Source organism: Nonomuraea sp. NPDC050227 (assembly GCF_044459705.1).
In the GTDB taxonomy this organism is placed as follows: Bacteria; Actinomycetota; Actinomycetes; order Streptosporangiales; family Streptosporangiaceae; genus Nonomuraea.
Genome location: NZ_JBITJF010000002.1, coordinates 899,336 through 922,221 on the forward strand (window position 1 = coordinate 899,336; position 22,886 = coordinate 922,221).

22 protein-coding genes are annotated in these 22,886 nt (G+C 70.7%); 13 read left to right on the plus strand and 9 right to left on the minus strand.

All coding sequences use genetic code 11. The features are described 5' to 3' along the window. The first annotated feature begins 22 nt into the window (after positions 1–22). Positions 23–841, plus strand: coding sequence for an alpha/beta fold hydrolase (locus tag ACIBK9_RS11505; RefSeq protein ID WP_397157233.1), 819 nt, complete (start codon positions 23–25; stop codon positions 839–841). Between the two features lie 31 nt (positions 842–872). Here ACIBK9_RS11505 and ACIBK9_RS11510 read toward each other — a convergent pair whose 3' ends face one another. Beyond that, positions 873–1,700, minus strand: coding sequence for an alpha/beta fold hydrolase (locus tag ACIBK9_RS11510; protein WP_397157234.1), 828 nt, complete (start codon positions 1,698–1,700; stop codon positions 873–875). Between the two features lie 85 nt (positions 1,701–1,785). On the opposite strand from ACIBK9_RS11510, the gene ACIBK9_RS11515 reads away from it, so the two are divergent. Continuing rightward, positions 1,786–2,508 (plus strand): TetR/AcrR family transcriptional regulator C-terminal domain-containing protein, encoded by a 723-nt coding sequence (locus ACIBK9_RS11515; RefSeq protein WP_397157235.1) that lies wholly within the window; start codon positions 1,786–1,788, stop codon positions 2,506–2,508. A gap of 32 nt (positions 2,509–2,540) precedes the next feature. Here the strand turns inward: ACIBK9_RS11515 and ACIBK9_RS11520 are convergent, their stop codons facing one another. Continuing rightward, a complete protein-coding gene (locus ACIBK9_RS11520) occupies positions 2,541–3,023 on the minus strand; it encodes a MarR family winged helix-turn-helix transcriptional regulator (RefSeq protein ID WP_397157236.1) in 483 nt (160 codons plus the stop codon). A gap of 57 nt (positions 3,024–3,080) precedes the next feature. Between ACIBK9_RS11520 and ACIBK9_RS11525 the strand changes: the two genes are divergently transcribed. Continuing rightward, a complete protein-coding gene (locus ACIBK9_RS11525; protein WP_397157238.1) occupies positions 3,081–3,908 on the plus strand; it encodes an SDR family oxidoreductase in 828 nt (275 codons plus the stop codon). A 98-nt stretch (positions 3,909–4,006) separates the two neighbouring features. Here ACIBK9_RS11525 and ACIBK9_RS11530 read toward each other — a convergent pair whose 3' ends face one another. Further along, positions 4,007–4,867 carry a LysR family transcriptional regulator gene (locus ACIBK9_RS11530; RefSeq protein WP_397157240.1) on the minus strand — a complete coding sequence of 287 codons (861 nt, stop codon included), beginning with the start codon at positions 4,865–4,867 and terminating at the stop codon, positions 4,007–4,009. A gap of 93 nt (positions 4,868–4,960) precedes the next feature. On the opposite strand from ACIBK9_RS11530, the gene ACIBK9_RS11535 reads away from it, so the two are divergent. From ACIBK9_RS11535 to ACIBK9_RS11550, 4 genes are all read left to right on the plus strand, one after another. Beyond that, on the plus strand, positions 4,961–5,698 hold the full coding sequence (locus ACIBK9_RS11535; protein ID WP_397157241.1) for an SDR family oxidoreductase: 738 nt from the start codon (positions 4,961–4,963) through the stop codon (positions 5,696–5,698). 54 nt (positions 5,699–5,752) lie between these two features. Further along, a complete protein-coding gene (locus tag ACIBK9_RS11540; protein ID WP_397157243.1) occupies positions 5,753–6,676 on the plus strand; it encodes an NADP-dependent oxidoreductase in 924 nt (307 codons plus the stop codon). Between the two features lie 380 nt (positions 6,677–7,056). Next, positions 7,057–7,506, plus strand: coding sequence for a hypothetical protein (locus ACIBK9_RS11545; RefSeq protein ID WP_397157245.1), 450 nt, complete (start codon positions 7,057–7,059; stop codon positions 7,504–7,506). A gap of 192 nt (positions 7,507–7,698) precedes the next feature. Next, complete coding sequence (locus ACIBK9_RS11550; protein ID WP_397157247.1) at positions 7,699–7,998, plus strand: hypothetical protein; 300 nt, start codon at positions 7,699–7,701, stop codon at positions 7,996–7,998. A gap of 228 nt (positions 7,999–8,226) precedes the next feature. Here the strand turns inward: ACIBK9_RS11550 and ACIBK9_RS11555 are convergent, their stop codons facing one another. Further along, the gene (locus ACIBK9_RS11555) at positions 8,227–8,532 is read right to left on the minus strand and encodes a DUF1330 domain-containing protein (protein WP_397157249.1); all 306 of its coding nucleotides are present in this window, start codon (positions 8,530–8,532) and stop codon (positions 8,227–8,229) included. Between the two features lie 188 nt (positions 8,533–8,720). On the opposite strand from ACIBK9_RS11555, the gene ACIBK9_RS11560 reads away from it, so the two are divergent. Then, positions 8,721–9,623 carry a LysR family transcriptional regulator gene (locus tag ACIBK9_RS11560; RefSeq protein WP_397157252.1) on the plus strand — a complete coding sequence of 301 codons (903 nt, stop codon included), beginning with the start codon at positions 8,721–8,723 and terminating at the stop codon, positions 9,621–9,623. A gap of 61 nt (positions 9,624–9,684) precedes the next feature. Here the strand turns inward: ACIBK9_RS11560 and ACIBK9_RS11565 are convergent, their stop codons facing one another. Next, positions 9,685–10,161 carry a DUF6326 family protein gene (locus tag ACIBK9_RS11565; protein ID WP_397157254.1) on the minus strand — a complete coding sequence of 159 codons (477 nt, stop codon included), beginning with the start codon at positions 10,159–10,161 and terminating at the stop codon, positions 9,685–9,687. A 378-nt stretch (positions 10,162–10,539) separates the two neighbouring features. Here ACIBK9_RS11565 and ACIBK9_RS11570 point away from each other — a divergent pair, with 378 nt between their 5' ends. From ACIBK9_RS11570 to ACIBK9_RS11580, 3 genes are all read left to right on the plus strand, one after another. Then, a complete protein-coding gene (locus ACIBK9_RS11570) occupies positions 10,540–11,214 on the plus strand; it encodes a TetR/AcrR family transcriptional regulator C-terminal domain-containing protein (protein ID WP_397157256.1) in 675 nt (224 codons plus the stop codon). 575 nt (positions 11,215–11,789) lie between these two features. Beyond that, the gene (locus tag ACIBK9_RS11575) at positions 11,790–13,184 is read left to right on the plus strand and encodes a phenylacetate--CoA ligase family protein (protein WP_397157258.1); all 1,395 of its coding nucleotides are present in this window, start codon (positions 11,790–11,792) and stop codon (positions 13,182–13,184) included. Next, positions 13,184–14,191: a hypothetical protein gene (locus ACIBK9_RS11580; RefSeq protein ID WP_397157260.1), complete on the plus strand. Its 1,008-nt coding sequence runs from the start codon at positions 13,184–13,186 to the stop codon at positions 14,189–14,191. Before ACIBK9_RS11575 ends, ACIBK9_RS11580 begins: the two co-directional genes overlap by 1 nt. A 6-nt stretch (positions 14,192–14,197) precedes the next feature. Here the strand turns inward: ACIBK9_RS11580 and ACIBK9_RS11585 are convergent, their stop codons facing one another. Beyond that, positions 14,198–17,524: an AfsR/SARP family transcriptional regulator gene (locus ACIBK9_RS11585; protein ID WP_397157262.1), complete on the minus strand. Its 3,327-nt coding sequence runs from the start codon at positions 17,522–17,524 to the stop codon at positions 14,198–14,200. A gap of 567 nt (positions 17,525–18,091) precedes the next feature. Here ACIBK9_RS11585 and ACIBK9_RS11590 point away from each other — a divergent pair. Beyond that, the gene (locus ACIBK9_RS11590; RefSeq protein ID WP_397157264.1) at positions 18,092–18,634 is read left to right on the plus strand and encodes a hypothetical protein; all 543 of its coding nucleotides are present in this window, start codon (positions 18,092–18,094) and stop codon (positions 18,632–18,634) included. A 332-nt stretch (positions 18,635–18,966) separates the two neighbouring features. Here the strand turns inward: ACIBK9_RS11590 and ACIBK9_RS11595 are convergent, their stop codons facing one another. Continuing rightward, a complete protein-coding gene (locus ACIBK9_RS11595) occupies positions 18,967–19,956 on the minus strand; it encodes a hypothetical protein (protein ID WP_397157266.1) in 990 nt (329 codons plus the stop codon). An 80-nt stretch (positions 19,957–20,036) separates the two neighbouring features. Between ACIBK9_RS11595 and ACIBK9_RS11600 the strand changes: the two genes are divergently transcribed. Next, positions 20,037–20,615 (plus strand): TetR/AcrR family transcriptional regulator, encoded by a 579-nt coding sequence (locus ACIBK9_RS11600; protein WP_397157268.1) that lies wholly within the window; start codon positions 20,037–20,039, stop codon positions 20,613–20,615. Positions 20,616–21,238: 623 nt separating this feature from the next. Here the strand turns inward: ACIBK9_RS11600 and ACIBK9_RS11605 are convergent. Beyond that, positions 21,239–21,457, minus strand: a complete 219-nt coding sequence (locus tag ACIBK9_RS11605) for a hypothetical protein (protein WP_397157270.1) — start codon at positions 21,455–21,457, stop codon at positions 21,239–21,241. Positions 21,458–21,972: 515 nt separating this feature from the next. Continuing rightward, entirely contained in the window at positions 21,973–22,731 is a 759-nt protein-coding gene (locus ACIBK9_RS11610; RefSeq protein ID WP_397157272.1) for a neutral zinc metallopeptidase, read from the minus strand. Between the last annotated feature and the right edge of the window lie 155 nt (positions 22,732–22,886).

The following is a 22,886-nucleotide window of genomic DNA, read 5'->3' on the forward strand; positions in this document are numbered from 1 at the left end:
CCATTCCCTGATGGTTATGGCCATGTCCACACGCATGACGATCGACGTCGACGGCCGTACGGCCAGCTATCTGACGGCGGGCGAGCACGGCCCGCAGGTCCTGTTGCTCCACGGCACGTATTGGAGCCGCGTCTGGCTGCGGGTGCTCGACGACCTGGCCGCGGCCGGGTTGCGGCCGGTCGCCGTCGACCTCCCCGGCCTGGGCCGCTCGGAAGGGGAGCTGACGCTGGAGACGGCCACCGTGCCCGCGCTGGCCGCCTGGGTGACGCGGTTCGCGGCGGCGCTCGGCATGGACGCGCCCGCGGGCGTGGCCGGGCACGACATCGGCGGCGCGGTCGCCCAGCAGCTGCTGACCGGCGGCGAGCTGGCGGTTCCCCGGCTGGCGCTGGTCAACTCGGTGAGCTACGACTCCTGGCCGGTGCCCGGAGTGGCGCGCTACCGCGACCCCGCCGTGGTCGCCGCCACCACCGTGCAGGACCTGCTCGCCGCCCGGCGCGTGGCCGTCACCACCGCCTTGGCCCGGCCTGTCACCGAAGAAGAGATGGACGACTACCTCGACCCGTGGCGCGAACCACGCGTGGGACGGTCCTGGATGGCGCTGGCCGGCGCCGCCGACAGCCGATACACCCTCGACCTGATGCCCGCCCTGCTCGCCTGCGACGCGCCGAAGCTGCTGGTGTGGGGCGAGGACGACACCTTCCAGCAGGTCGGCTACGCGCAGCGGTTCGCCGACGAGGTGCCGAACACCACGCTGGTGCGGGTCCCCGAGGCCGGCCACATCCCCATGGAGAACGACCCCGCACTGGTCGCCCGCACGCTGGCCACGTTCTTCCTGGCTTGACGGGCCTCTCCCGTGACACTTCCGGGGGCAGTCAGGCGCCGGACCAGAGGGCGGTGAGCAGCGCGTTCAGCCGCTCCGGCGCCTCGACGTGCGGGTAGTGGGCGCTGCCCGGCACCTGCTCGTGCCGGGCGCCGATCCGCTCGGCCGTGACCCGTGCGCAGGCCATGAGAGGGACGCCGCCGCGCTCCCGGTACGGCCCGGGCGCGCCCTCCCAGGTGCCCGAGACGACCAGCTTGGGAAAGGACGCCGCCTGTAGCGCGGGCAGCGGGAGGCCCGCCTCCCAGCAGACGCGTTCGCGCAGTGCCGTGGCGGCCGCGCGCAACCGCCGCTCGCCCGTGCCGGGCTCGGGCATGCCGGTCGAGCCGGCGGCGGCGCGCAGCCACTCCTCGGGCGTCAGGTCGGGAAGGTCGGCGTAGGCGGCGCGGTTGGCGCGCAACGCCTCGGCCACGGCGGGGTGGTCGGCGGCCGCCTGGTAGCTGCCCGGCTCGACCAAGGTGAGCGAGCGCACCGCCTCGGGCCGGCGCGCCGCCGCGATCATGGCTCCGACGGCGCCGTAGGAGTGGCCGACCAGGTGCGCGCCCGCGCCGAGGAGTTCGGCGACGTCGTCGGCGTCGGCCAGGTAGTCGCCGGGGAACCTGTCCCCGGCGTCCGGGCTGCCGCCGTAGCCGCGGCGGTCCATCAGCAGCAACCGGAACCGGCGGGCCAGCGGGCGTTGCGCCGCGAACCCGTACACCGGGTCGTCGCCCCAGCTCGTGGAGCCGTGCACGAAGATCACCGGCGGCCCGGACTCGGGGCCGAGCGCGGTCACGTGCACGTCGCCCGGCAGCGGGCCGTTCGGGCGGAACATCAGGGCTGGCATCCGGCTCCTCCTTAAACAGTGTTTAATAGTCTTGAACGTTGTACAAGGGAATGGAAGGCGACGTCAAGGCGGGTAGGGTGATCGCGTGCCGTCGTCAGAGTCCTCCGGCGGGTCCGTGTGGCTGCGTCCTGAGCGGCCGCCGCGCGACCGTCAGCTCACCCGCGAGCGGATCGTCGAGGTGGCGGTCGCCGTCCTCGACGCCGAGGGTCATCGCGGGCTGTCGATGCGCCGCGTCGCCACCGACCTGGGGGTGACCGCCGGGTCGCTGTACTGGTACGTCCACACCAAGGACGACCTGCTGGAGCTGGCCCTCGACCGCGTGCTGGGCGAGGTGCGCGCCGGCCCCGGCACGTCCGGCTGGCGGGACGGCCTGGCGGCGCTGGCCCGCAGCAACCGCGCCATGCTGCTGCGCCACCGGTGGGCCCTGTCCGAGCTGACCGTGCGGCCCAACCTCGGCCCGAACGCGCTCGCCCTGGCCGAGACCGGGCTGCGCCTGCTGGAGAGCGCCGGGTTCGCCGGCTCCAACCTCGACGCCGCCATGGCCGCCGTCAACGACCACGTGGTCGGCGCGGTCATCGCGGAGGTCGCCTGGCGCGACACGCTGGCCCGGATGAGCGGGACCGGGTCCGGCTGGGACGAGCAGGCGGCCGATTACCTGCGCCAGGTCGCCGAACGCCACCCGACGCTGGCCGGCCGGATGGCCGCCACAGGCGAGATCGACGTCGAACGCGAGAGCGAGCGCCGCTTCACGTTCGGCCTCGACTGCCTCCTGGACGGCCTCGCCACCCGCTGCGCGCCCCCGTCATAGCGCCGGGGCCCGGTCCCGTCGCGGACCGGGCGTCACCAGTTGCGCACCTCGTGCGCCCACGCGATCAAACCCGCCACGAACCCCTGCCGGTCCGACGGCGAGAGGTTGTCCAGAACGCGCAGCAGCGGCGCGGCACGCAGGGCGACGAACCCCTCGACCATGGCCCGATGGTCAGGGGCCAGCGACACCAGGGTGCGGCGGCGGTCGGCCGGATCCTCCCGGCGTTCGACCAGGCCGGCCCGGCTGAGGTCGCCCACCAGCTCGCTCGCGGTCGGCAGCGACACGCCCATCCTGTCGGCCAGCTCGCTCACGCTGAGCGACGACTCGACGGTCAGCTGCGGGATGACCGCGCCGTGCCTCGCGGTGAGCCCGTGGCTGCGGAAGATCTCCCGCATCCGGTCCGGCATCTCGGCCTGGGCCCGCCGGAAGTACGCCTCCACCAGGGGTACGAAGCCGAGGGCTTCCCTGACCTCCTCGGGGCGTGGCAGTCGCGGGGGCGAAACGGGGTCCGTCACGGTCACAGGTTACAGTGCCCATATCCAAACAGTTCGGATATCCGAAGTGAGGTAGACGTGATTCTGGTGACAGGCGCCACGGGAAACGTCGGACGTCAGCTGGTGGATCTGCTGCTCGGGGCGGGCGAGCAGGTCCGGGCGATCAGCCGCAACCCCGAGCGGGCCGGGCTGCCCGACGGCGTGGAGGTGGTCAAGGCCGACATGTCGCAGGCAGAGGATCTGCGGGTCGCGTTGCGGGGAGCGGACCGCGCGTTCCTGCTCCCGGCCGCCGGCCAGGTGGACGGCTTCCTGCGCGAGGCCGCGAGGGCCGGCCTCGGGCACGTGGTGCTGCTGTCCGCGCTGGCGGTGACCATGAAGCAGGCCGGCGTGCTGGGCAGCGCGCACGCCGAGTACGAGCGGGCCGTGGCCGGGTCGGGGCTGCCGTGGACGTTCCTGCGCCCCGGCGCGTTCATGGCGAACGACCTGCGGTGGGCGCCCGGCGTCAAGAACGGCGGCGTGGTGCGCGCTCCGTTCGCCGAGGCCGCCACCGCGCCGATCGACGAACGCGACATCGCCGCGGTGGCCGCGCGGACGCTGCTCGACGACGGGCACGCGGGCAAGGCGTACGAGCTGAGCGGGCCCGCCTCGCTGACGACGGCCGACCGGGTCCGGATCCTCGGCGAGGTCCTGGGCCGCGACCTGCGTCTGGAGGAACTGTCTCCCGAGCAGGCGCGCGAGCAGATGATTGCGCATACCCCCGCGCCGGTCGTGGACTCGATGCTCACGCTGTTCGCCTCGTTCGTCGGCAGAGCCGCGGACGTGTCACCGGCCGTACGCGAACTGACCGGCGACGAGCCCCACACCTACGCCGACTGGGCGGCCCGCAACGCCGCGGCGTTCAGCTAAGAAGAGCAGTACGGCCCGCCCGCGCGGGGACGGGCAGCGTCGGACTCCGAATGGTTCGCATCCACAGTTGCTTCGTGATTGTCACGCTCTTTGCGGAATTACCCCGTCAGTGAGCAAGCACATAGGCGTGTTGCGGTGCGGACGATGTCGGCGACGGCTTTGGATCTGCTGTGTGGCGGCCAGGCGATGACGGTCGTGACGGCCGGCGCGTCCGGGACCGGCACGATGGCGTAGTCGTCGCGCAGCTGGTCGCGGAGCGACTCGGGGACGACGGCGCAGGCCAGTCCGAGCGCGATCAGTTGAAACAGTTGGGTATGGTCGCGCACCTGCGGGCCGGGGCCGTCCGGATGGCCGCCATCCCGTCCGGGCCAGCGCGGCAGGGGCAGGTCCGTCTGGGCCTTGACCTCGGCCAACGACAGACACGCCCGGTTGGCGAGCGGATGCCCCTTGGGCAGGACCACGACCTGCTGTTCGGTGTGCAGATCCTCGGTGTCGAGTCCGGCCGTCGTGTCGTAAGGCCGGTGGAGCAGAGCGACGTCGGTACGCCCGGTGCGCAGCAGACCCTCCGGCTCGCCCGGCCCGCACAGCATCACCTCGACGGGCACTGAGCCCGGTTCAGCGGCGTAGGCGTGCAGCAGCTTCGCCAGCAGTTCCCTGGACGCTCCGGCCTTGGTGGCCAGGACCACACCGGGCTGGTCGGCCGCGGCGCGGCGGGTGCGGCGCTCGGCGGCTTCGACCGCGTCGAGCGCGAGCCGGGCCTCCCGCAGCAGCACCGACCCGGCCTCGGTCAGGGCGACGGCGCGAGCGGTGCGGTGCAGCAGAACGACTCCGAGCCGCCGTTCCAGCTGCTGGATCGCCCGCGACAGTGGTGGTTGCGCCATCGAGAGCCGTTGTGCCGCCCGTCCGAAGTGCAACTCCTCGGCCACGGCGACGAAGTATCGCAACTCCCGCGTCTCCACCGGCTCATCGTATCCAGCGCTGACCACGGCCGATACCCGTGCGGTATCGCCGTCCACCTGACCGGTCTTGGACGCCCCACCCGAGTCCGCAACATGATCGACGGCATGAGCGAACGGACGATCGCGCTGGTGACCGGCGCGAACAAGGGAATCGGATACGAGATCGCCGCAGGGCTGGGCGCCCTTGGCTGGCGAATCGGCGTGGGCGCGAGGGACGGACATCGCCGCGACACCGCGGTCGAGAAGCTGCGCGCGGCCGGGATCGATGCGTTCGGCGTGCCCCTCGACGTCACCGACGACGAGAGTGTCGCCGCCGCGGCCGAGCTGATCGCCGGGCATGCCGGGGGGCTCGACGTCCTGGTCAACAATGCCGCGATCACCGGCGGAATGCCGCAGACACCGACCACGGTCGAGCCCGCGACCGTGCGAGCCGTCGTGGAGACCAACGTGATCGGCGTCATCCGGGTCACCAACGCGATGCTGCCGATGCTGCGCGACTCGGCAGCACCGCGGATCGTCAACATGTCCAGCAGCGTGGGCTCACTCGCCCTGCAAACCACACCGGGCATCGACATGGGCCCGGTTCCCGCCGCCTACCTGGCCTCGAAGACCTTCCTCAACGCCCTCACCATCCAATACGTCAAGGAACTGAGCGGCACCAACATCCTGATCAACTCCGGCTGCCCCGGCTACACCGCCACCGACCTCAACGGCTTCCAGGGCGTCCGCACGCCACAACAGGGCGCGGCCATCGCGATTCACCTCGCGACCCTGCCCGACGACGGACCGACCGGCGGATTCTTCGACGACGCCGGAAGCGTGCCCTGGTAACACCTTCCCGTTCTCGACGCCGGTCGCGCATCGCGCCACAGGAGAAGCAAGACCATGACCAAAGCAGTCAGATACGACGAGTTCGGTGGAATCGAGGTGCTGCGGGTCGACGAGGTCGACCGGCCGGTGCCCGGGAGCGGGCAGGTCCTCGTGCGGGTCAAGGCCGCAGGCATCAACCCCGGTGAGGCGGCCATACGCACCGGCGCGATGGCCGACATCTTTCCCTCGACCTTTCCGTCCGGGCAGGGCAGCGACCTCGCCGGGATCGTCGCCGAGGTCGGCGCCGGAGTCGACCGATTCGCGGTCGGCGACGAGGTGATCGGGTTCTCCGAGCGGCGGGCAGCACAGGCCGAGCTGGTCCTGGTCGACGTCGACAACCTCACCCCCAAGCCGGACAGCGTCTCATGGGAGGTGGCGGGCGGCCTGTACGTCGCCGGAGTGACCGCGTGGCGAGCAGTGCATTCCGTACAACTCGACATCGGGGAGACCGTCGTCGTCTCGGCGGCAGCCGGAGGAGTCGGCTCGCTCGCCGTGCAGTTCGCGCGCCGCGCCGGAGCCACGGTCATCGGCCTGGCGAGCGAGCACAACCATGGGTGGCTGCGAACACACGGCGTGATCCCGATCGCCTACGGTGACGGCGTCATCGACCGGATCAAGGCCGCCGCACCGAGCGGCATCGACGCCTTCATCGACGCCTACGGCGGCGGGTACGTCGAAATGGCCCTTGCCTTCGGCGTCGCCGCCGAGCGGATCGACACCATCGCCGATTTCGCGGCGGCCGCGAGGTACGGGGTCAAGACCGAACCCGGAACCAACGGCAGGCCGGGCGCTGAGGTACTCGCCGAACTGGCCGCCCTGATCGCCGACGGGCACCTCGAAGTCCCGATCGCCAACGTCTACCCGCTGACGCAGGTCCGTCAGGCCTACACCGAACTCGAACGCCGACACACCCACGGCAAGATCGTGCTCAGCCCCTGACCGGCACCATGCGACGCAGCCCGCTCAAGACTCTGCTCGACCGCAGGCGGATCCCCGTCGGGACTGTCCGGTTGCCCCCTGATCGGCCGCGACAACCCGGGCGACACGTTCGGCAGATCCGTGCCTGCCGGACCTCCTCGTGGCAGGCGACGGTAGTTCCCCGCCGCCCTCCCCGCCGCGATGACGACGGCAGAGACGTTTTCGTGGGGCACCCGTAGTGGGACTTATGTGGCCGGAGGGACAGTAATCTCTCTCTCGAATACAGAACGGAGTTGAACGAATACTCAAAGAGACGCATCGATGCGCGTACAACCCGCGCCTGTTCAGTGGCTCGTCCCCACCGAAGGGCGGAAGGCCCTCATCCGGAAGGTGTGCCAGACATGTCAGCACCCAACACCGCGTCTCCCCAGCAGGGAGCCTCGAAAGTATGGCTCCAGACGGGCCCGCTCGCCTTCGGCCACCCGCTGAGGGGTGCCGACCGTGTCCACGAGAAGGTCTCTGAGGTTCCGGATCTGCAGATCCCCTTCCCCGGTGTATGGGAGGTCTCCTATCACGCCCTCCACGCGGTGGCTGTGGTGTCGCCGCATCTGTATGTCCACACAGCGTTGTTCATCAATGGCGTGCTCCTTCCCGGCAGTGAGGCACAGAGCGGCCTGGCCGGTGTCAATGCAACACTGCGAGCCACCGCCGGGCAGACGCTCCTGCAGACCTTCGCCGCCGGAGACGTCGTGACACTTCACGCCTACCGCATCGGGACCGGCGAGGCCGTCATCGAGAGTGGTGGCGATGGGCGCACCGGAATCATGGCGCACTGGGTGAGCGCCGTCTGAGCGCCGACGCCCGCAGGCGAAACGACTGGGGACCGTACTGCTCGGCGGCGAACGTCAAACTGTCGTCGTCGTCCACTGTCGCCATATATCACTCCAAGTGTTCAAATATGTACATTCAGTAGCAAGGACCGGGATTCTGATCACATAGCGCGAAACCCGGAAAGCCGTACTCTCACCACAAGGAGCCCCCGCATGAGCATGATCCAAACCGGCATCCTCGACCTGGACTCCACCCACCCCGTGGCCACCACCGGCGGCGACACCTCCACCTTCACCCAGGTGACGTTCCCGACCCCGTTCCCCGCCGGGGCACGCGTCATCGTCATCCCCTTCGTCCAGACCTTCAACGGACCCGAGACCCCCGGCCTCAGAATCGCGGACGTGACGCCGCAGGGCTTCCGGATCCGCATCAACGAGATCCTCGCCGGCGCCACCAAGAGCGACGGACACCACACCCGCGAAACCATCGGCTGGCTGGCCACCACCGTCTGACTCCGACCAGCCACAAGAGGTCAGCCCCTCCAGACCTGGAGGGGCTGACCTGAAGCCGGAAACACACCCTCCGGCCGCCGCGATCATCCGGGCATGCCGTGCAGGTGTGGCCGCCTGCCGATCGCTTTCCAGATCTCGCGACGTCGGCGCCTTGGAGACCGGCCCGTAGCGAGCCAGTGCCGACAGCCTGCCCGCCGGCACCAGGTCCACGCCCGGCGAGCCTCACTGTCAGTCGATGCCTTCGATGATGCGGAAGTCGCGCTGGACGCCGTCGGGGAATGCCACCAGCGCCTTCTGGTAAGCCTCGCTCTCGTATGCCGCGACGGCCTGGTCAAAGCTGTCGAACTCGATCAGCACGACACGTTGCGTGATTCCGGCCTCGTGGGCGACGACTCGACCGCCACGGGACGGGAGGAGGGCCAGGTTGCGCCCGCCCCCAGCCTGGACAGCCGGACCGGCCAGCTTGTCGTAGGCAGTCAGGGCCTCAGAATCGGAAATGGCGGGGTAGACACTGACCCAGTAGCCCTTAGCCATGGAAACCTCCTGTATTTGGCCGGACACGTCCGACTTCGAATTGACCCTCAAATCGGCCGATCCCGGCGACGGGTGCTGCGGCCGGTTGAATCGCCATATGCGCAGGTTAGGGCTCGATGTACGGCCGAGGGAAAGACCGATTCTGGATAGACTCAGAACGGATCGTTATCAATCGGCGGGGAGGGCGCGTGGCGCCGGACACGGTGAGCCTGCGGTACTTCCTGGTGCTGGCGCAGGAGTTGAACTTCACCCGCGCGGCCGCACGGATCGGTATCGCACAGCCCGCACTCAGCGCCCGGATGCGCCGATTGGAGGCGGAACTCGGCACGGCCCTGCTGGTCCGCAACACGCGTAGCGTCGTGTTGACCACGGCCGGTGCCGCCTTGGCGGAGTCCGCGCCGCCCGCGCTGGCGGCGCTGGACCGGGCCTGGGACACCGCCCGGAGCGCGGCGGCCGGCGAACTGGGCACGCTGCGCATCGGTTACAGCCTCAGCGCCGGGGCCGAGACGGTACCGGCCCTGGTGGACAGGCTGACTCGCGGCAACAGCGGACTCGAGGTCAGCGCGGTCCCGATGGCGACACCGGAGATCACCCCCGCGGTCGCCGACGGCCGCATCGAGGCCGGGATCACCCGCGGTGAACAGCCGGGCCGTGGCGTGCGCCGGTTCCTGCTGCGGCGCATGCGCGTCGGGGTCCAGCTGGCGCAGCACCATCCGCTGGCCGAACACCCGGAGATCGAGATCGCCGTCGCGGCCGCGTATCCGCTGCGGCTTCCGGACCGTGCGGCCAACCCCGTGATCCACGATCAGCTGTCCGCACTGTTCCGAGACGCCCGACCACACCCGCGATTCCACACGCCCGCAGTCTCCTTCGACATGTCCCAACGTGATCTGCGCGACGGGGTCACCCTCGCCCCGGCCGGGGAAGCCGCGGTCACGACGCAACCGGCCGGTCTCACCTGGCGACCGCTGCGCGGCGCGCCCAGCCTGACGATCCACGTGGTCCTCCCGCGCGAGCAGTCGCCGCTTCACCGCCGCATCCGTGCCGTCGCAAAAGCCCTGGCGCACGAGCTGCACTGGCTGTCGGACTGACGCGCAAGAGGCCAAGCGAGACGGACGCCTGCGGTAGCGAGGTAGGGCTTTACACGGACACCTACTGTCGAAGGTCGGTCATCGCGGGACCGGCCGGGACGGCGGGGGTTCGGGGCCATGTCCAGGCGGAGCGCAGGATGAAGGCCAGGAGCAGCACTTCGATCCCGATGGAAAGGCCGTAGAAGGGGGCCCAGTCCCAGGACTCCCCTACCGCGTTGAACACCGAGTAGGGGATGTAGAGCGATGCGACGACGAGGTTCGTGGCGCGGTTCACCCGGGCGGGCAGCGTCATGGAGAGCATCACCATCAGGGCCGGGATCGCCACGGACGCGAGCATCATGGTCAACAACGTCGGGCTGACGTCGAACTCGAAGACGACGCCGGCACGGAGGTTGTCGATGACGCCGGGCTTGTGGAGGTGGAAGTAGTCGACGTAGATGTAGAGGAACATGAAGCTGGTCCATGCGGCGGCGAGCTTGGCGTGGACGGGGACCGGCCGGTTGTCGAGCAGGGTCGCGGTTTTCGTTCGGGTGGTCATCGGTTCTTCTTTCGAGAGGAGCGGTCCCTCCGCCGGAGTGGCGGCAGGGATGTACCGAGGCCGCGCCCACCTGGACGAGCACATCGCCTCGGCCGGGCAGCGGTAGCCCGGACCTCGGACGACTCGAGCGCTTAGGGCAGGCCGTAACGGGGCTGGCCGGCGGCCCGCATCGCCGTCGTCCCGGCCGGACTCGCCCCCGGCGCCAGGCGCGCTCCGGCACTCGACCGCTGTTCGATTCCCACAAGCCTCCTCACGTCCGAGCAACGTCTCCGGCCGGTTCGTACACCGTACGTCGTACAGCGTACTACTGGTAGTACGCTGTACCATGACCGTGCGCTGGACGATTGTCAAGCCGTTCGAGCGAGCGAGAGGAGACCCGTGTCTGCGAAGGAACAACGCCAGGTGGCGTCAGACGCTGCGCTGAGCAGGCAACGGGTGGTGGTCGAGGCGGTCCGGCTCGCCGACCGCGAGGGGGTCGACGGGCTGAGCATGCGCCGGCTGGCCGGCGCGCTCGGCGCGGGCGCGATGTCGCTTTACTACTACGTGGCGAACAAGGAAGAGTTGCTGGACGCCATGATCGACGTCGTGTTCGAGGAGATCGAGCTCCCGCCCGAAGAGACCGACTGGCAGTCAGCGATGCGATGCCGGGCGGTATCCGCCCGACAGGTTCTCGCACGCCACCCGTGGGCGATCGGCCTGATGGAGTCGCGGACATCGCCGGGTCCCGCGAACCTCCGCCACCGCGAAGCGGTCACCGCCTGCCTGCGGAGGGCCGGCTTCCCGGTCTTGATGGCGACGCACGCCAACTGGTTGATCGACAGCTATGTCTACGGTTTCGCCCTGCAGGAGGCCAGCCTGCCGTTCGACACCGCCGATGAGTTCGCGGACATGACCGAGGACGTCTTCCTGCCCCAGCTTCCTCCTGACGAATTCCCCTACCTCAACGAGTCCGCCGCGGTGCTCGCCGCTGCCGGCTACGACCCGGCGGAGGAGTTCACCTTCGGGCTCGACCTCGTCCTGGCCGCCCTGGAGCCCCTGCGAGTGCCTACGTGAGCCTCCATCGGTGATGTCGTCATGTGATCGTGCGGGTTTGTAGTGTTACCGGTCCTCGCGGCATGGAAGGCCGCGCACCCCTCGGTCAGTCCCCGCCACCACGACCGGCCGGGACGTCGCCAGAAGGTGCCGGGACGCAAGCGTGGCCTGGCCGTAGACGTGCCGGGCCCGGTCATCGCGGTCGTCGTGCTCGCGGGCCTCAGCCCACGGGAACACGGTCGTCGCTCATGGCGCCGGCCTGGGGATCGCCATGGACATCGTCGAACGCAACCCCGCCGACAGGCTGCAGGCCGCGGGCGTTGTAGCGCGGACAGGGCCGCGACCAGCTGTTTGTAATGACTTTGTAGCGACTCTCTAGGGGATCTCTGGCAGCGGCTCCCACTCTTGATCGCAGAGGGCGCGATCGGTGCGCCCCCTGAGGAACTGGGAGTTCGTCATGGTCAAGACCGCCCGTCGTTACGCGAAGTACGCCGTCAGCACCCTGTCCAGCGCCATCTTCGGGCTGCAGGTCTGACGAACAGCGAGTGATCCCCCGGGAGCTCTCCCGGGGGACACCACGACGGGAGGAAAGCGGCGTGTTCGGCACCGCGGTACGCCAGCTCGGCTACGCCTGGTCGATGATGTCGGGGCGCAGGTTCCGGCTGCGGGACGTCTACACGCTGGTCGACGACATGCGCGAGACGCTGGAGACGTTCGGCTCGCCCGGCGAGGGCGCCGACGACCTGATCGCGGGCAACGACCCCGAGCTCCAGGAGGACCTCACCCGGCGGCGGCTGCGGCGCACGGTGGCCCACGCGGCGGCGGAGAGCCCCTACTACCGGCGGTGGTTCGCGGAGCACGGCGTGGACCCGGCCTCGATCACCCCGCAAACCCTGTCCTCGATCGCCCCCACCTCCAAGGCCGACCTGCGCGGCAGGCCGGCGGCGTTCGTCTCCGACCTGGCCAGGCCATCCGTGCTCGCGCACACGACGGGCACGACGGGCACGCCCACGCTGGTGTGGTTCTCCGCCTACGAGATCGAGCTGCTGTCATGCCTGTCGGCGCTCTCGCTCATGATGTCCGGGAACGTGCGCACGGACGACGTGTGGGCCAACGCGAGCAGCTCGCGGTCCGTCGCGCAGATCCTCACCGAACGGGCCGTCACCCGTACCGGGGCCGTGTTCGCCCACCTGGGCACCATCGACCCGGCCGCCACGCTCGACCGGCTGGCCACTCCGCTGCACGTACCGGGCAAGCGCGCGCAGATGTCCCATCTCAACGTGCCGGCCTCCCACCTCGCGGCGCTCGTGCAGGAGGCCGAGCGGGGCGGCTGGCGGGCCGCCGACTTCGCGCTGACCACCATCTGGTCCGGCGGCGAGGTCCTCACCGACGCGCTGCGCGAGCGGGCGGAGCACGCGCTCGGGGCCGAGGTCCGCGACGGGTACGGCATGACCGAGATCGCCCCGGTGTCCGGCCGCGTCTGCCCCGACGGTCATCTGCACCTGTCCGCCGACCAGGGCCTGGTCGAGATACTCGACCCCGAGACCCTGGCCCCCGCCGCTCCCGGCGAGGTCGGCACGATCGTCGTGACGCCGTACTCCACGTTTCGCGACACCACGCTCCTGCTCAGGTACGTCACCGGCGACCTCGTCCAGGTTCTGGCCGAGCCCCCGACGTGCGCCCTCGCCGCCCTGCCCGCCACCTCGCGGGTGCTCGGCCGCAGGTCGCCCGGCGGGCTGACCACGCGTGACGTGCTGGACCTGCTGCAGGCCGAGCATGCGCTGCCGCTGCCCACCCGGTACGCCCTGGAGGACACCGTCCTGTACGTCGTCGCTGGCAAGGCCGAGCAGGGCCTGCTCGGCCGGCTGGAGGAGCGCGCCCACGGGCTGCCCCTGACCGGCATCGTTCTGGTCGAGACCGCCGAGGACCTGCCCACGCCCTGCCGGCTGCGCACGGACCTGCTGGAGATCAGCTTCGAGCGAGGACTGTGATGACCCCGTACGTGCTCGCCCTGTACGCCCTCGTCGCTGCGGCCGTCGCGCTCACCGCCGCGTACCTGCGCCGTTACGTCATGCCCAGACCGCCGGTCGGCCGGATGGTGGGCGCGGACATCGCGGTCATGGTGGTGACGCTGGTCGTGATGCCGTTCGCGTACCTGCACCTGCCCACGGGCGTCGTCGTGTCGATCTTCGGGCTCGTGGTCCTGACGTTGACCCAGCTCACCCTCGCCCCCGTGCTGGGCGGCCGGTGGGGCATGATCGCCGCCCTGCTCCTGTGCGCCGCCGACGTCACCGCCTTCGCGCTGGGACGGCCGGCCGCGCTCCTTGTGATCAACGACGCCCTGCTGATCCTGCTCGTCGTCGGCGTGGTGAACATGTGGGTGCAGGCGGCGATCACGCCCGCGCAGGTGGCCGCGCTGGCCGCTGCCCTCACCCTGTACGACACGCTGGCCACCGGGCTGACGTCGCTCACCGCCGACTTCGTCCAGCGGATGCAGGGGCTGCCGTTCGCGCCCGTGCTGGCCTCCTCCTATGGCGACGATCCCGCCCTCATCGGGCTCGGCGACTGCCTGATGTTGTCGATCTGGCCGGTGGTGGCGCTGCGGGCGTACGGGAAGGCGGCCGCGTGGTGTGCCGCCGGCCTGGAGGCCGTCCTGCTGGCTCTGTCCATCGCCTTCGTCCTGTCCCATGGCCGGCTGCTGCCGCTGCTGACCGTGCTCGGGCCGTTGATCGTCGTGCAGTGGCTGTACTGGCGGCGGTGGCAGGGCCGCCGGACGCCCGCCCCGGCCCGGCCGGAGGTGAACCGGGCGCTGGAGGTGAACCGGGCGCTGGAGGTGAACCGGGCGCTGGAGGTGGCCGACGCGCCCGCCGGGATGTGGGCCGCCCTGTCGCCCGAGGGCGTGCTGGTCGCCGAGGGCGCCACACCGGGGCTGGCGCGCAAGGAGGCCAGGCTGGCGGGAACGCAGGGCGTGCCGGTCGTGTGGCGGCTCGGCGAATAGCGTCGGTCAGGGCGCCAGGAACGCGGCCACCTCCCGCCCCTCCGCCGCGTCGCCGAACAGGACGAGGGAGCCGCGCCACGCCGCCGCGGCCTCCTCGTGCCGCCCCAGCAGGGCGTAGGCCCGGCCCAGCTCCCTGAGAACGCGGGCTCGCCACACCGGAGGACCGTCGCCGCCGAGCCGTTCCAGCGCGGCCCGCAGGTCCGCCACCGCCCGGCGGGGCTCGTCCTGGCGCAGGTGCACGACGCCGAGCGTGTGCCCGGCCAGCGCCTCGCCCAGGGTGTCGCCGCTCACCACGAACAGCCGCAGGCTCGCCGCCAGTGTCTCGGCCGCCTCGTCGAAGCGGCCCAGCGCCCCCAGTGCCTCCCCCAGCCGGCGCAGCGCCTTGCTCGTCTCGGCGCGATCGCCGAGCGCCTGCGCCGCCAGCAGGCCCTCCCGGTAGCGGACGACGGCCTCCGCCGTCTCGCCCCGCTGGTAGAGGGCGGTGCCGAGGCCGCGCAGCAGGTTGCCGCGGATGGCGTAGTCGTCCTTGTCGGTCACCTCCAGCCGCGCTCTGGCGATCTCCACGGCCCGCCCGTGCTCACCGCGCTCGACGTGGATCCAGACAGGCCAGGTCCACGCGTACGCCAGCCCGGCGGCGTCGCCGGGCGCCGCCATCAGGTCGAGGCAGGCGTACGCGTCGGCCAGCGCCCCGTCCAGACGGCCCATGCCGTGCCGCGCGGCGGCCCTGACGATCAGCGCGTACGCCGCTCCATGCCTGTCGCCGGCGCGGCCGAACTCCGCCAGAAGCACGCCGCACATGGTCTCGGCCGATGGGAACCGACCCCATTCGATCTCCACCGTGGCCAGCAGCAGCCGGGCCCGCAGCGCGGCGCGCTCATCGCCCAGCCCGATCACGATCCGCTGGACCCGCTCGGCGGCGGCCAGGAACCGATCCATGATCAAATAGCTGGTGAGGTGGTGCCCCAGCTCGGCCGCCACGTCGTTCAGGCCCAGCTCGGCGGCGGTGCTGAGGGCGAGCATCAGCGTACGCCGCTCGGCCGCCAGCCACATCTCGCTCGCCCGCACGTCGGGCGCCGGTCCCTCCTCCGGCTCGCGCTCGTACGGCGGGGCGAGCAGGATCGGCAGGCGGCGCGTGGCGGCCCGGGTACGCCGCAGGCATTCCAGCACGTGCCAGGTGAGCGCCGCACGCCGCCCCTCGGGGGTCTCCTCCGCCTGCGCCCGTTCCCGCGCGTACACCCGCAGCAGGTCGTGCAGCCGGTAGCGGGGCTGTCCGGCCCCGTCCACCTCGGTCGAGGTGAGCATGCCCCGCGCGACCAGCGTCTCCAGCGCCGCATCCGCCTCCAGCGCGAGCTTGTCCGCATCCGCCGCCGGCGCGGCCGCCCCCAGCCTGTCCGCATCCGCCTCCAGCGGGGCCGCCCCCAGCCTGTCCGCATCCGCCTCCAGCGGGGCCGCCCCCAGCCTGTCCGCATCCGCCTCCAGCGGGGTCGCCCCCAGCCTGTCCGCGTCCCCGTCCGAGCCAGGCGGGCTGGCGGGCGCCGCGTCCGTTTCCGTGGCGGGTGGTCTGAGGAGGGCCGCGACCGACCACTCCGCCACGCTGTCCAGCCCGGCCAGGCCCAGCAGCCGGAACACGCGCCTGGCCGGGCCTGGCAGCGCCGCGTAGCTCGGCTCGAACGTCGCGCGCACGTCCAGCCCGCCGACGACCAGCTCGTCCAGGCCCCGTCCGGCCAGCCGGGTGGCGAACTCGCTGACCGGCCAGACCGGCCGGGTGGCCAGGCGGGCTCCGGCGACCCGGATGGCCAGCGGCAACCGGCCGCAGGAACGCAGGATCTGCTCGGCCGCGCCGGGCGCCGAACCAATGCGGTCCGGGCCCGCCACGCGTTCCAGCAGGAGCCTGGCATCCTTCTCCTCAGGGAGGTCGAGCGTGAGCCGTACGGCACCTTCCAGGGCGGGCAGCGGAGAGCGGGAGGTCACCAGGACGGCGCCGCGTGCGGTGCCCGGCAGCAGGTGGCGGAGCTGATCCTCCTCGACGGCGTCGTCCAGCACGAGGAGCACCGCCCGGTCGGCCAGCCGCTGACGCAGCAGTCCCGCGCGTTCCTCGACCGGGACGGGGATGAGCGCGCCGTCGAGGCCGAGCGAGCGCAGCAGCACGTCCAGCAGCTCGCCGGGCTCCCGGGGGCCGCGCGCGTCCCGTCCGAGCCGGACGAAAAGCTGCCCGTCGGGATAGTCGGCTCGCAACAGGTGCGCCAGCCGTACGGCGAGCGTGGTCTTGCCCACGCCGGGCAGACCGGACACGACCACGATGGGCGGACCGAGCCGATCCGCGCCCGCCCGCAGCAGCCCCAGCAGCTCGGCGATCTCTCCCGCACGCCCGACGAAGTCCGCGGTGTCGCCGGGTAACTGGCACAGCCCCCGGAACGCCATCGGCCGCGCGCCCGCTTCGGCGTCCGCGGAAGGCGGTATGCCGTGCCGGTCGGCGTCCGCGGCCGGCGGCGGCGGATGACGGCCGCTCTCTCCTTTCGACTTCGGTGGCGGCGAGTGGCGCCCGGTCTCTCCGGCCGGTGGCGAGTGATGATCGGCCTCGCCGGGGAGCAGCGGCGAACGGCGATCGGCGTCGCCGGAGAGCAGCGCGGCGTGCAGGCGGCGCAGTTCCGGGCCCGGCTCGATGCCCAGCTCGGCCACCAGCAGCTCACGCGCCTCGCGGAAGGCGTCGAGGGCCTCGTCCCGCCGCCCGCTGCGGTGCAGGGCGACCACGAGCTGCTCGCGCAACCGCTCACGCAGCGGGTGGGCGGCGACGAGGGTGCGCAGTTCGGCGGCGAGGCCGTCGTGGCCGAGCGCGAGCCGTACGTCGATCCACTCCGATCTGGCCACCGCCAGCTGCTCCTCCAGCTCGGTGATCCGCGGCGCCACGGCCCCGCTGAGCGGTACGTCCTCGGCCGGGGTTCCGCGCCACAACGCGACCGCGGCCGCGTACTCCCGCTCGGCCGCCACCAGGTCGCCGTTCGCCCGTTCCCTGCGCGCCCGGCGTACGCCCTCCTCGAACACCAGCAGGTCCAGACGCTCCGGCGGGACCTCGCAGGCGTACCCCGACCCCTCGGTCCCCAGCCACAGGCCGCTGCCCTCCAGGGAGCGGCGGAGCTGATGGACGTAGGTCTGGACGTTGGACAGTGCCGAGCGGGGCGGGTCGTCCCAGAGGGCGCCGATCAGGCGTTCGGTGGAAACGGTCGCGTTCGGGTGGAGCAGCAGGACCGCGATCACGGCCCGCTGCTTGCGGCTGAGACGGATCCGGCCGCCGGGACCATTGAGGCGAATGGTGCCCAGGATCGCGAAGTCCACCGGTCCTCCCTCGTGCCTGATCGGATGATCAGCTTTCCGGAAGGCAGTACATCTCTGGTGACACCCATTTGACAAACGCGGCAAGCCGGACGGTCAGCGATGGCCGGTGTCGGGCGCCAGTAGCCGTGATCGGCCCCGTGGCTGGTGGCCGTGTTCAGATGGGGCCGTTCGTCGGCCAGTTGGAGCAGAAGGCTTGCGAAGGGCTCGGGGACTGGTGTGGGCGGGTCTCCAAGTCGCACGTGGATTTCGCCGTCGAGCGAGATGAGGTCGTCGAGCGTGCGGCGAACGATCCGTGTGATCGGCTGAGTGAAGAGGAGCATGAGCCAGGCCGAGACCCGGATGGGGAGGGCCAGCCTCTCGTCGCTGAGCGCACGTCGGAGAAGTTCCAGGCGGCGGCGCGGAGACGAGGGCGGAGCCTCAGCAGTGCCTTTTGGGTTCGCGTGTCGTAGAAACCGTCGCGCCGCAACAGCCACCGACAGACCAACAAACCACTACTGGCTCGTGCGGGGGAGGCGATTCACCCTCACGGGTGATCAATCGTCCTGGAGGCCAGCAGAAGGTACAGGTATGGCGATCAAGCTCTTGCACGCGGCCCCGGCCAGCAGTGACACCGCACAACCTGCCTCACGCTGGGCGCTCCGTACCGCCTACGCGCTTCCGTGGCTGCTGCTTCCCACGTGCCTGTGGAGGTTGCCGTTCGCCTTTCACTTCGACATGGGCCAGCTCGACGACGCGCCTGTGTCACCGTTGTGGATCAGCATCCCCTATGTCTTCGGGCTCAGCGTGCTCACCGAGTTGGCGGCGCTGCTCAGCATCGGTCTGGTGCGCGGCTGGGGCGAGGTGCTGCCGAGCTGGATCCCGGTCATCGGCGGCAGACGTGTGCCGCCCATGGCAGCGGTCGTCCCTGCCGTGGCCGGTGGGCTGCTCTTGACCGCGGTCTCGGTCTGGATGGCGCTCTCCTGGGTCGGCGTCGCCGGCAGCGTGGCGTACGAGAATGGCTGGTGGCAGGCGCTGGCGATGGTGTCCATCACCCCGACGGCGCTGTGGGGCCCGATAATGCTCGCCCTGGCCTGCGCCTACCACCTGCGCCGCCGCCCCGCCCGCGGTTGAGGGTCCCTACAGAATGATCTTTGCTGTGCTTCGATCTCGCTGTAGCCGAGAGAGGAGCACGGGTGGCCAAAGCCGAAGCCGTGGGAGGTCAGTGACGAGCTGTGAGCCGGTGACGAGCCGCTGTTGCCCCAGCGTCAGCGGAGTTTCCGCCATCCAGGGCACAGGCGGCCGGATGACCGGCCGGCCTTGCAGGGCATCTTGTTCGTGCTGCATACCGGCATCGCTCGGGAGCACCTGCCGCAGGCAGCCGGGTTACGGCTCGGGCATGCTGGAAGCTCGCCGGAGCGAAACCTGACCCCTCGAACTCCACAGCCCGTTCTGCCGTTCTCCGGCTAGAGCCGCAGCGTGCCGAGCTCCGCCATGCGCTCGACCGCGTAGGCCGGGTCGACCAGCGCCTCGGGCGTGTACAGGCCCGGCGTCACCGGGCTGCCGCGCAGGCCGAGCAGTCGCTCCACTCCCAGAGCGATACCGAGCGCGGTCAGCGGACGCTGGCCTTCAGGATGCACCAGCCATTGGCTCCTGCTGAGCGGCGCGCCCGCCGCCGCACTTCCCTCCAGCTCGATGCGGACCTCGGTCGTAGGCGCCGCGCCGCGCCGCCTACTGGCCGATTCCCCGACCGCGAAATCGAAGCGGACGTTCGGCGCGCCCGTCGCGAGCGCGAGACTCGGCACGTCCAGGGTGGCGATCGTCTGGCCGGGCAGCACGACCCCGTCCACGCTGGACACCTCCACCTGCGCATCGGCGCCGGCCACCCAGATGAAATCGCCGTCACGGCGCACCAGCCCCGCCGAGGTGACATCCATCAGCCGCTCCAGATCGGCGATGGCCGCAGGCCCGCCGCCATCGCGTTCGTCCAGCACCGCCGCCACCCGTACCGTGTCGACCCGCTCGAACTCCCGGGCCGACTCCATCGCGGCCAGCACGACGAGCCCGGCCAGGTAGTGGCTGGCCACCAGGATCGGTGCGGCCGCCGCCCGCTGGGCGCCCGCGACGACCTCCGGCGCGATGTCCACCAAACCGTTGGAGATGCTCAGGTACGGCACGCCGCGATCCTGCGCGAAGCGCAACCCGTTGAGGTGCGAATCGCGCACGGCAGCGACCACCGCCGCGTAGCCGTGCTCCTCCGAGAGCCCGAGATCGCCACGCCGCAGGTCGAAGGTGAGGGCCGTGGCGTTGCCCAGTTCGTCGGCGACCCGCCGGGCACGGTCGAGATCGCGAGCGGCGATGGTCAGCGGCAGCGCCGGATACCAGCGTCGCAGGAGCACGGCCGTGCCCCTGCCCGCCTGTCCCGACCCACCCATGATCAGCACTGACTTGCCCATGTGTGACTCCTCCTGCTTAAGCTACATTTTGTAGCCTACCTTTTGTAGCTTAAGCTGGAGCCCGCACGCAAGGGAGGACCATGGCCAGCCCATCGACCCGCCTGTCCAAGGCGGCCAGACGCGAGCAACTGCTCGACGCCGCCACCTCGATCGTGCGCACCCGGGGCGCCGACGACCTCACCCTGCCCACCCTCGCCGAAGCCGCCCAGGTCAGCCGGCCAATCGTCTACGACCACTTCGCCACCCGCCACGGCCTGCTGCTCGCCCTCTACCTGCGCCTGGATGACCAGTACCGGACCAGGCTGGCCCAGGCCCTGCAGGACGCCGATCCCACCGCGCCCGAGGTCGCCCGCGTCATGAGCGAGGCCTACTTCACGTGCGCCACCGACATGCCGGAACTCACCGCCATCTCCGCCGCCCTCAAGGGAAGCCCGGCCCTGGAGGCAACCCAGCACGACCTGCTCGACCACTACACGAACCTGATGGTCACCGCCCTGCGCCCCCACTCCCGCCTCACCGCCGAAGCCCTCCGGCTGCGCTGCGTCGGCACCCTCGGCGCCGCGGAGGCCCTCGCCGCAGAGATCAACCGAGGCCGAGCCACCACCGACGACGCCGTCACCGCCCTGACCGATCTCATCCTCAGCACTCTCGGCCACTGACGGCACGTCGTACATCGGGCATGACGCAGCCGCACCGCTCGGGTCCCGCGTCCGGCTCCACGGTGAGGTGAACCTCGCCATGGGAGCCCGCCTCAACCTCGCCGCGACCTCCGTACCGGGCCGCCGGGCCGCCCGCGGGGTGGCGCCTGCCGGACGATGACCGAAGGGCCCACCGGTCCGGAGGTTGAACCCGCCTTCTGGATCAACTGTCAGGGCCGCCGGAGCGGTCTGTGCACATGGTGCTGGATGCGCGAGAGCGAGTCCGAGATCCTCATTCTGGGACATTCTGTGACGGTGGCCGGTGCGCGGCAGCCTGACACGCAGCCGCAAAAATCAGCGGTCAGCGCCCTCACCTGTCAGTGGGATGGCGGCTGGTGGTGCGGGTGGTGATCGAGCGGCCGGACGGCGGGGATGCTCGCCCAGTAGGGCGGCCCGAGATGAACCCTCAAATGCTGGGGCGAGGCGGTCCCGCGCTGAGACCCGCGCCTCTGTTTATGCGTCTCTTGCGCACCGCCATTCCTACGCTGCCCCGCCCCTGCGCACGCACCATCAACGGAGTGACGAACTCGGCAGAGGCGGACGGCGCATCTCCCGGATTCGCCGCCACCGCGTGCCTTTGCCAGTCAGAGACCGACATTCCGCATGGCGTTGTCCCGCCGGCGATCCACCGCCCTGATGTACCGCAAGACCCCAGGTGAGCCGGGGGCCCAGCGGCCGTGTCTGGCGATGACCGCGACGGGGACGCCGGCGGCGTAGGCGACGGTGGCGCCGCCGGCGCGCAGGCTGTGCGCGGTGACCGTGTCGGCGAAGGGCACACGCGCGCGTACTGCCAGGTCGCGCACGATACGTTGACCGCGTCGGCGCCGAGGGAAGGGCCGATGCCGCCGTGCCGGTTGACGCGGCGCAGTAGCCGTCCGCTGGTGTGTCCGGCCTGGTCGAGCACGGTGATCCAGTCGCGCCAGGCGGCGATCGGGTCGGTCAGCGGGTGAGTGCCGCGGAGGATGGCGATGGTCTCGCCGCGGGAGTCCTTGTCGGTTTTGGAAGTGCGGATGACGACCTCCAGCCCGTCGGCGACCTCGCGCACGTCGTCCCTGGTCAAGGCGACGAGTTCGCTGCGGCGGCCCATCAGGGCCAAGCCGCGGCCACTTCAGCACGAAGGTCATGACCAGCGCGGCCACAGAGGCTTCCTGGATCACCATTTTGAGTGACGGGGAACATACTGGTCGCTCTCGGAGCCCTGGTTCAGTCGGATGCAGGCGCCACCGGGGGAGATCGTCTTAGGCCTTGAGCATCTACGGGCTCACGCTGGTAAGAGGCTGATCACGGCCGCGCGGCGCGTCCTCCCCCTGGGCGCGCGCTATTTCACCCTGGCGGCCGGAGCCGTGAAGGTGTTGCAGACGGACGGCGACTCGGACTCGAACCCCCGCCTGATCCAGTAGACACGATTGGACGCTTTGCCGAAGCCGGCGAAATTGCCGTCGATGACGTGCCGATCGATGTAGTAGTCCCGGCCGTGCTCGCGTGTGTGGCCGAGCGAATCCCAGACACTGCCGGTGAAGGCCCCGGAGAAGCAGAGCGTCTGCAGCGTGTATCTGGACTGAAGGGCCAGCGCGTCCCGCTTGGACAGCTTCTTCATGGTCTTGGCCACGGCGTTCATGATGCCCGCGACGTTCTGGACATGGATGGCATAGCCCGCGCTGAGGGCCTCCAGCAGTTGTGGCTTGTCGATCTCGCCCTTCAGGCCATAGTCGCTGACCATCATGTGGACGGTCTTGGTGTTCGTACAGTAGACGCTGTCAGTGGCGTCGGGTGCGTAGATGCCGCAGGAGGTCTTGACCCGCTCGCCGTACGACAACACCACCTTGGGCTTGGTGTACCGCAGACCGGCCTTCGTCAGCAGCGGCCCCCAGGCCTTGTCCAGACAGAGGGAGACCTCTTCGACATAGCGCCGGAACACCTCGATGTCGGCGCTGGCCGCATACGGCTCCTCGCAGGTCTTGAGCGCGAACTTGCCCGCCTTGTACAGCGGGTTCTTGGTCAGCACGGCCGGGGCCGACGCGGCGCCGGCCGTCCCGCTGAACGCGGCGCTAGTGAGCACGCCGACGAGTAATGGCACGATCAAGGACCTCGGACGCATGGCACCGGACCTTACATGGGTGTCAGCCCACATGCGCCCAAACCCACATTGACTCGACCAGGACCTCGAGAGCGGTTGTAGCGGTGTGAGGCGCTGTGGCGATATCAGAGGGCAGGCGGGCGCCTTCGCGGATC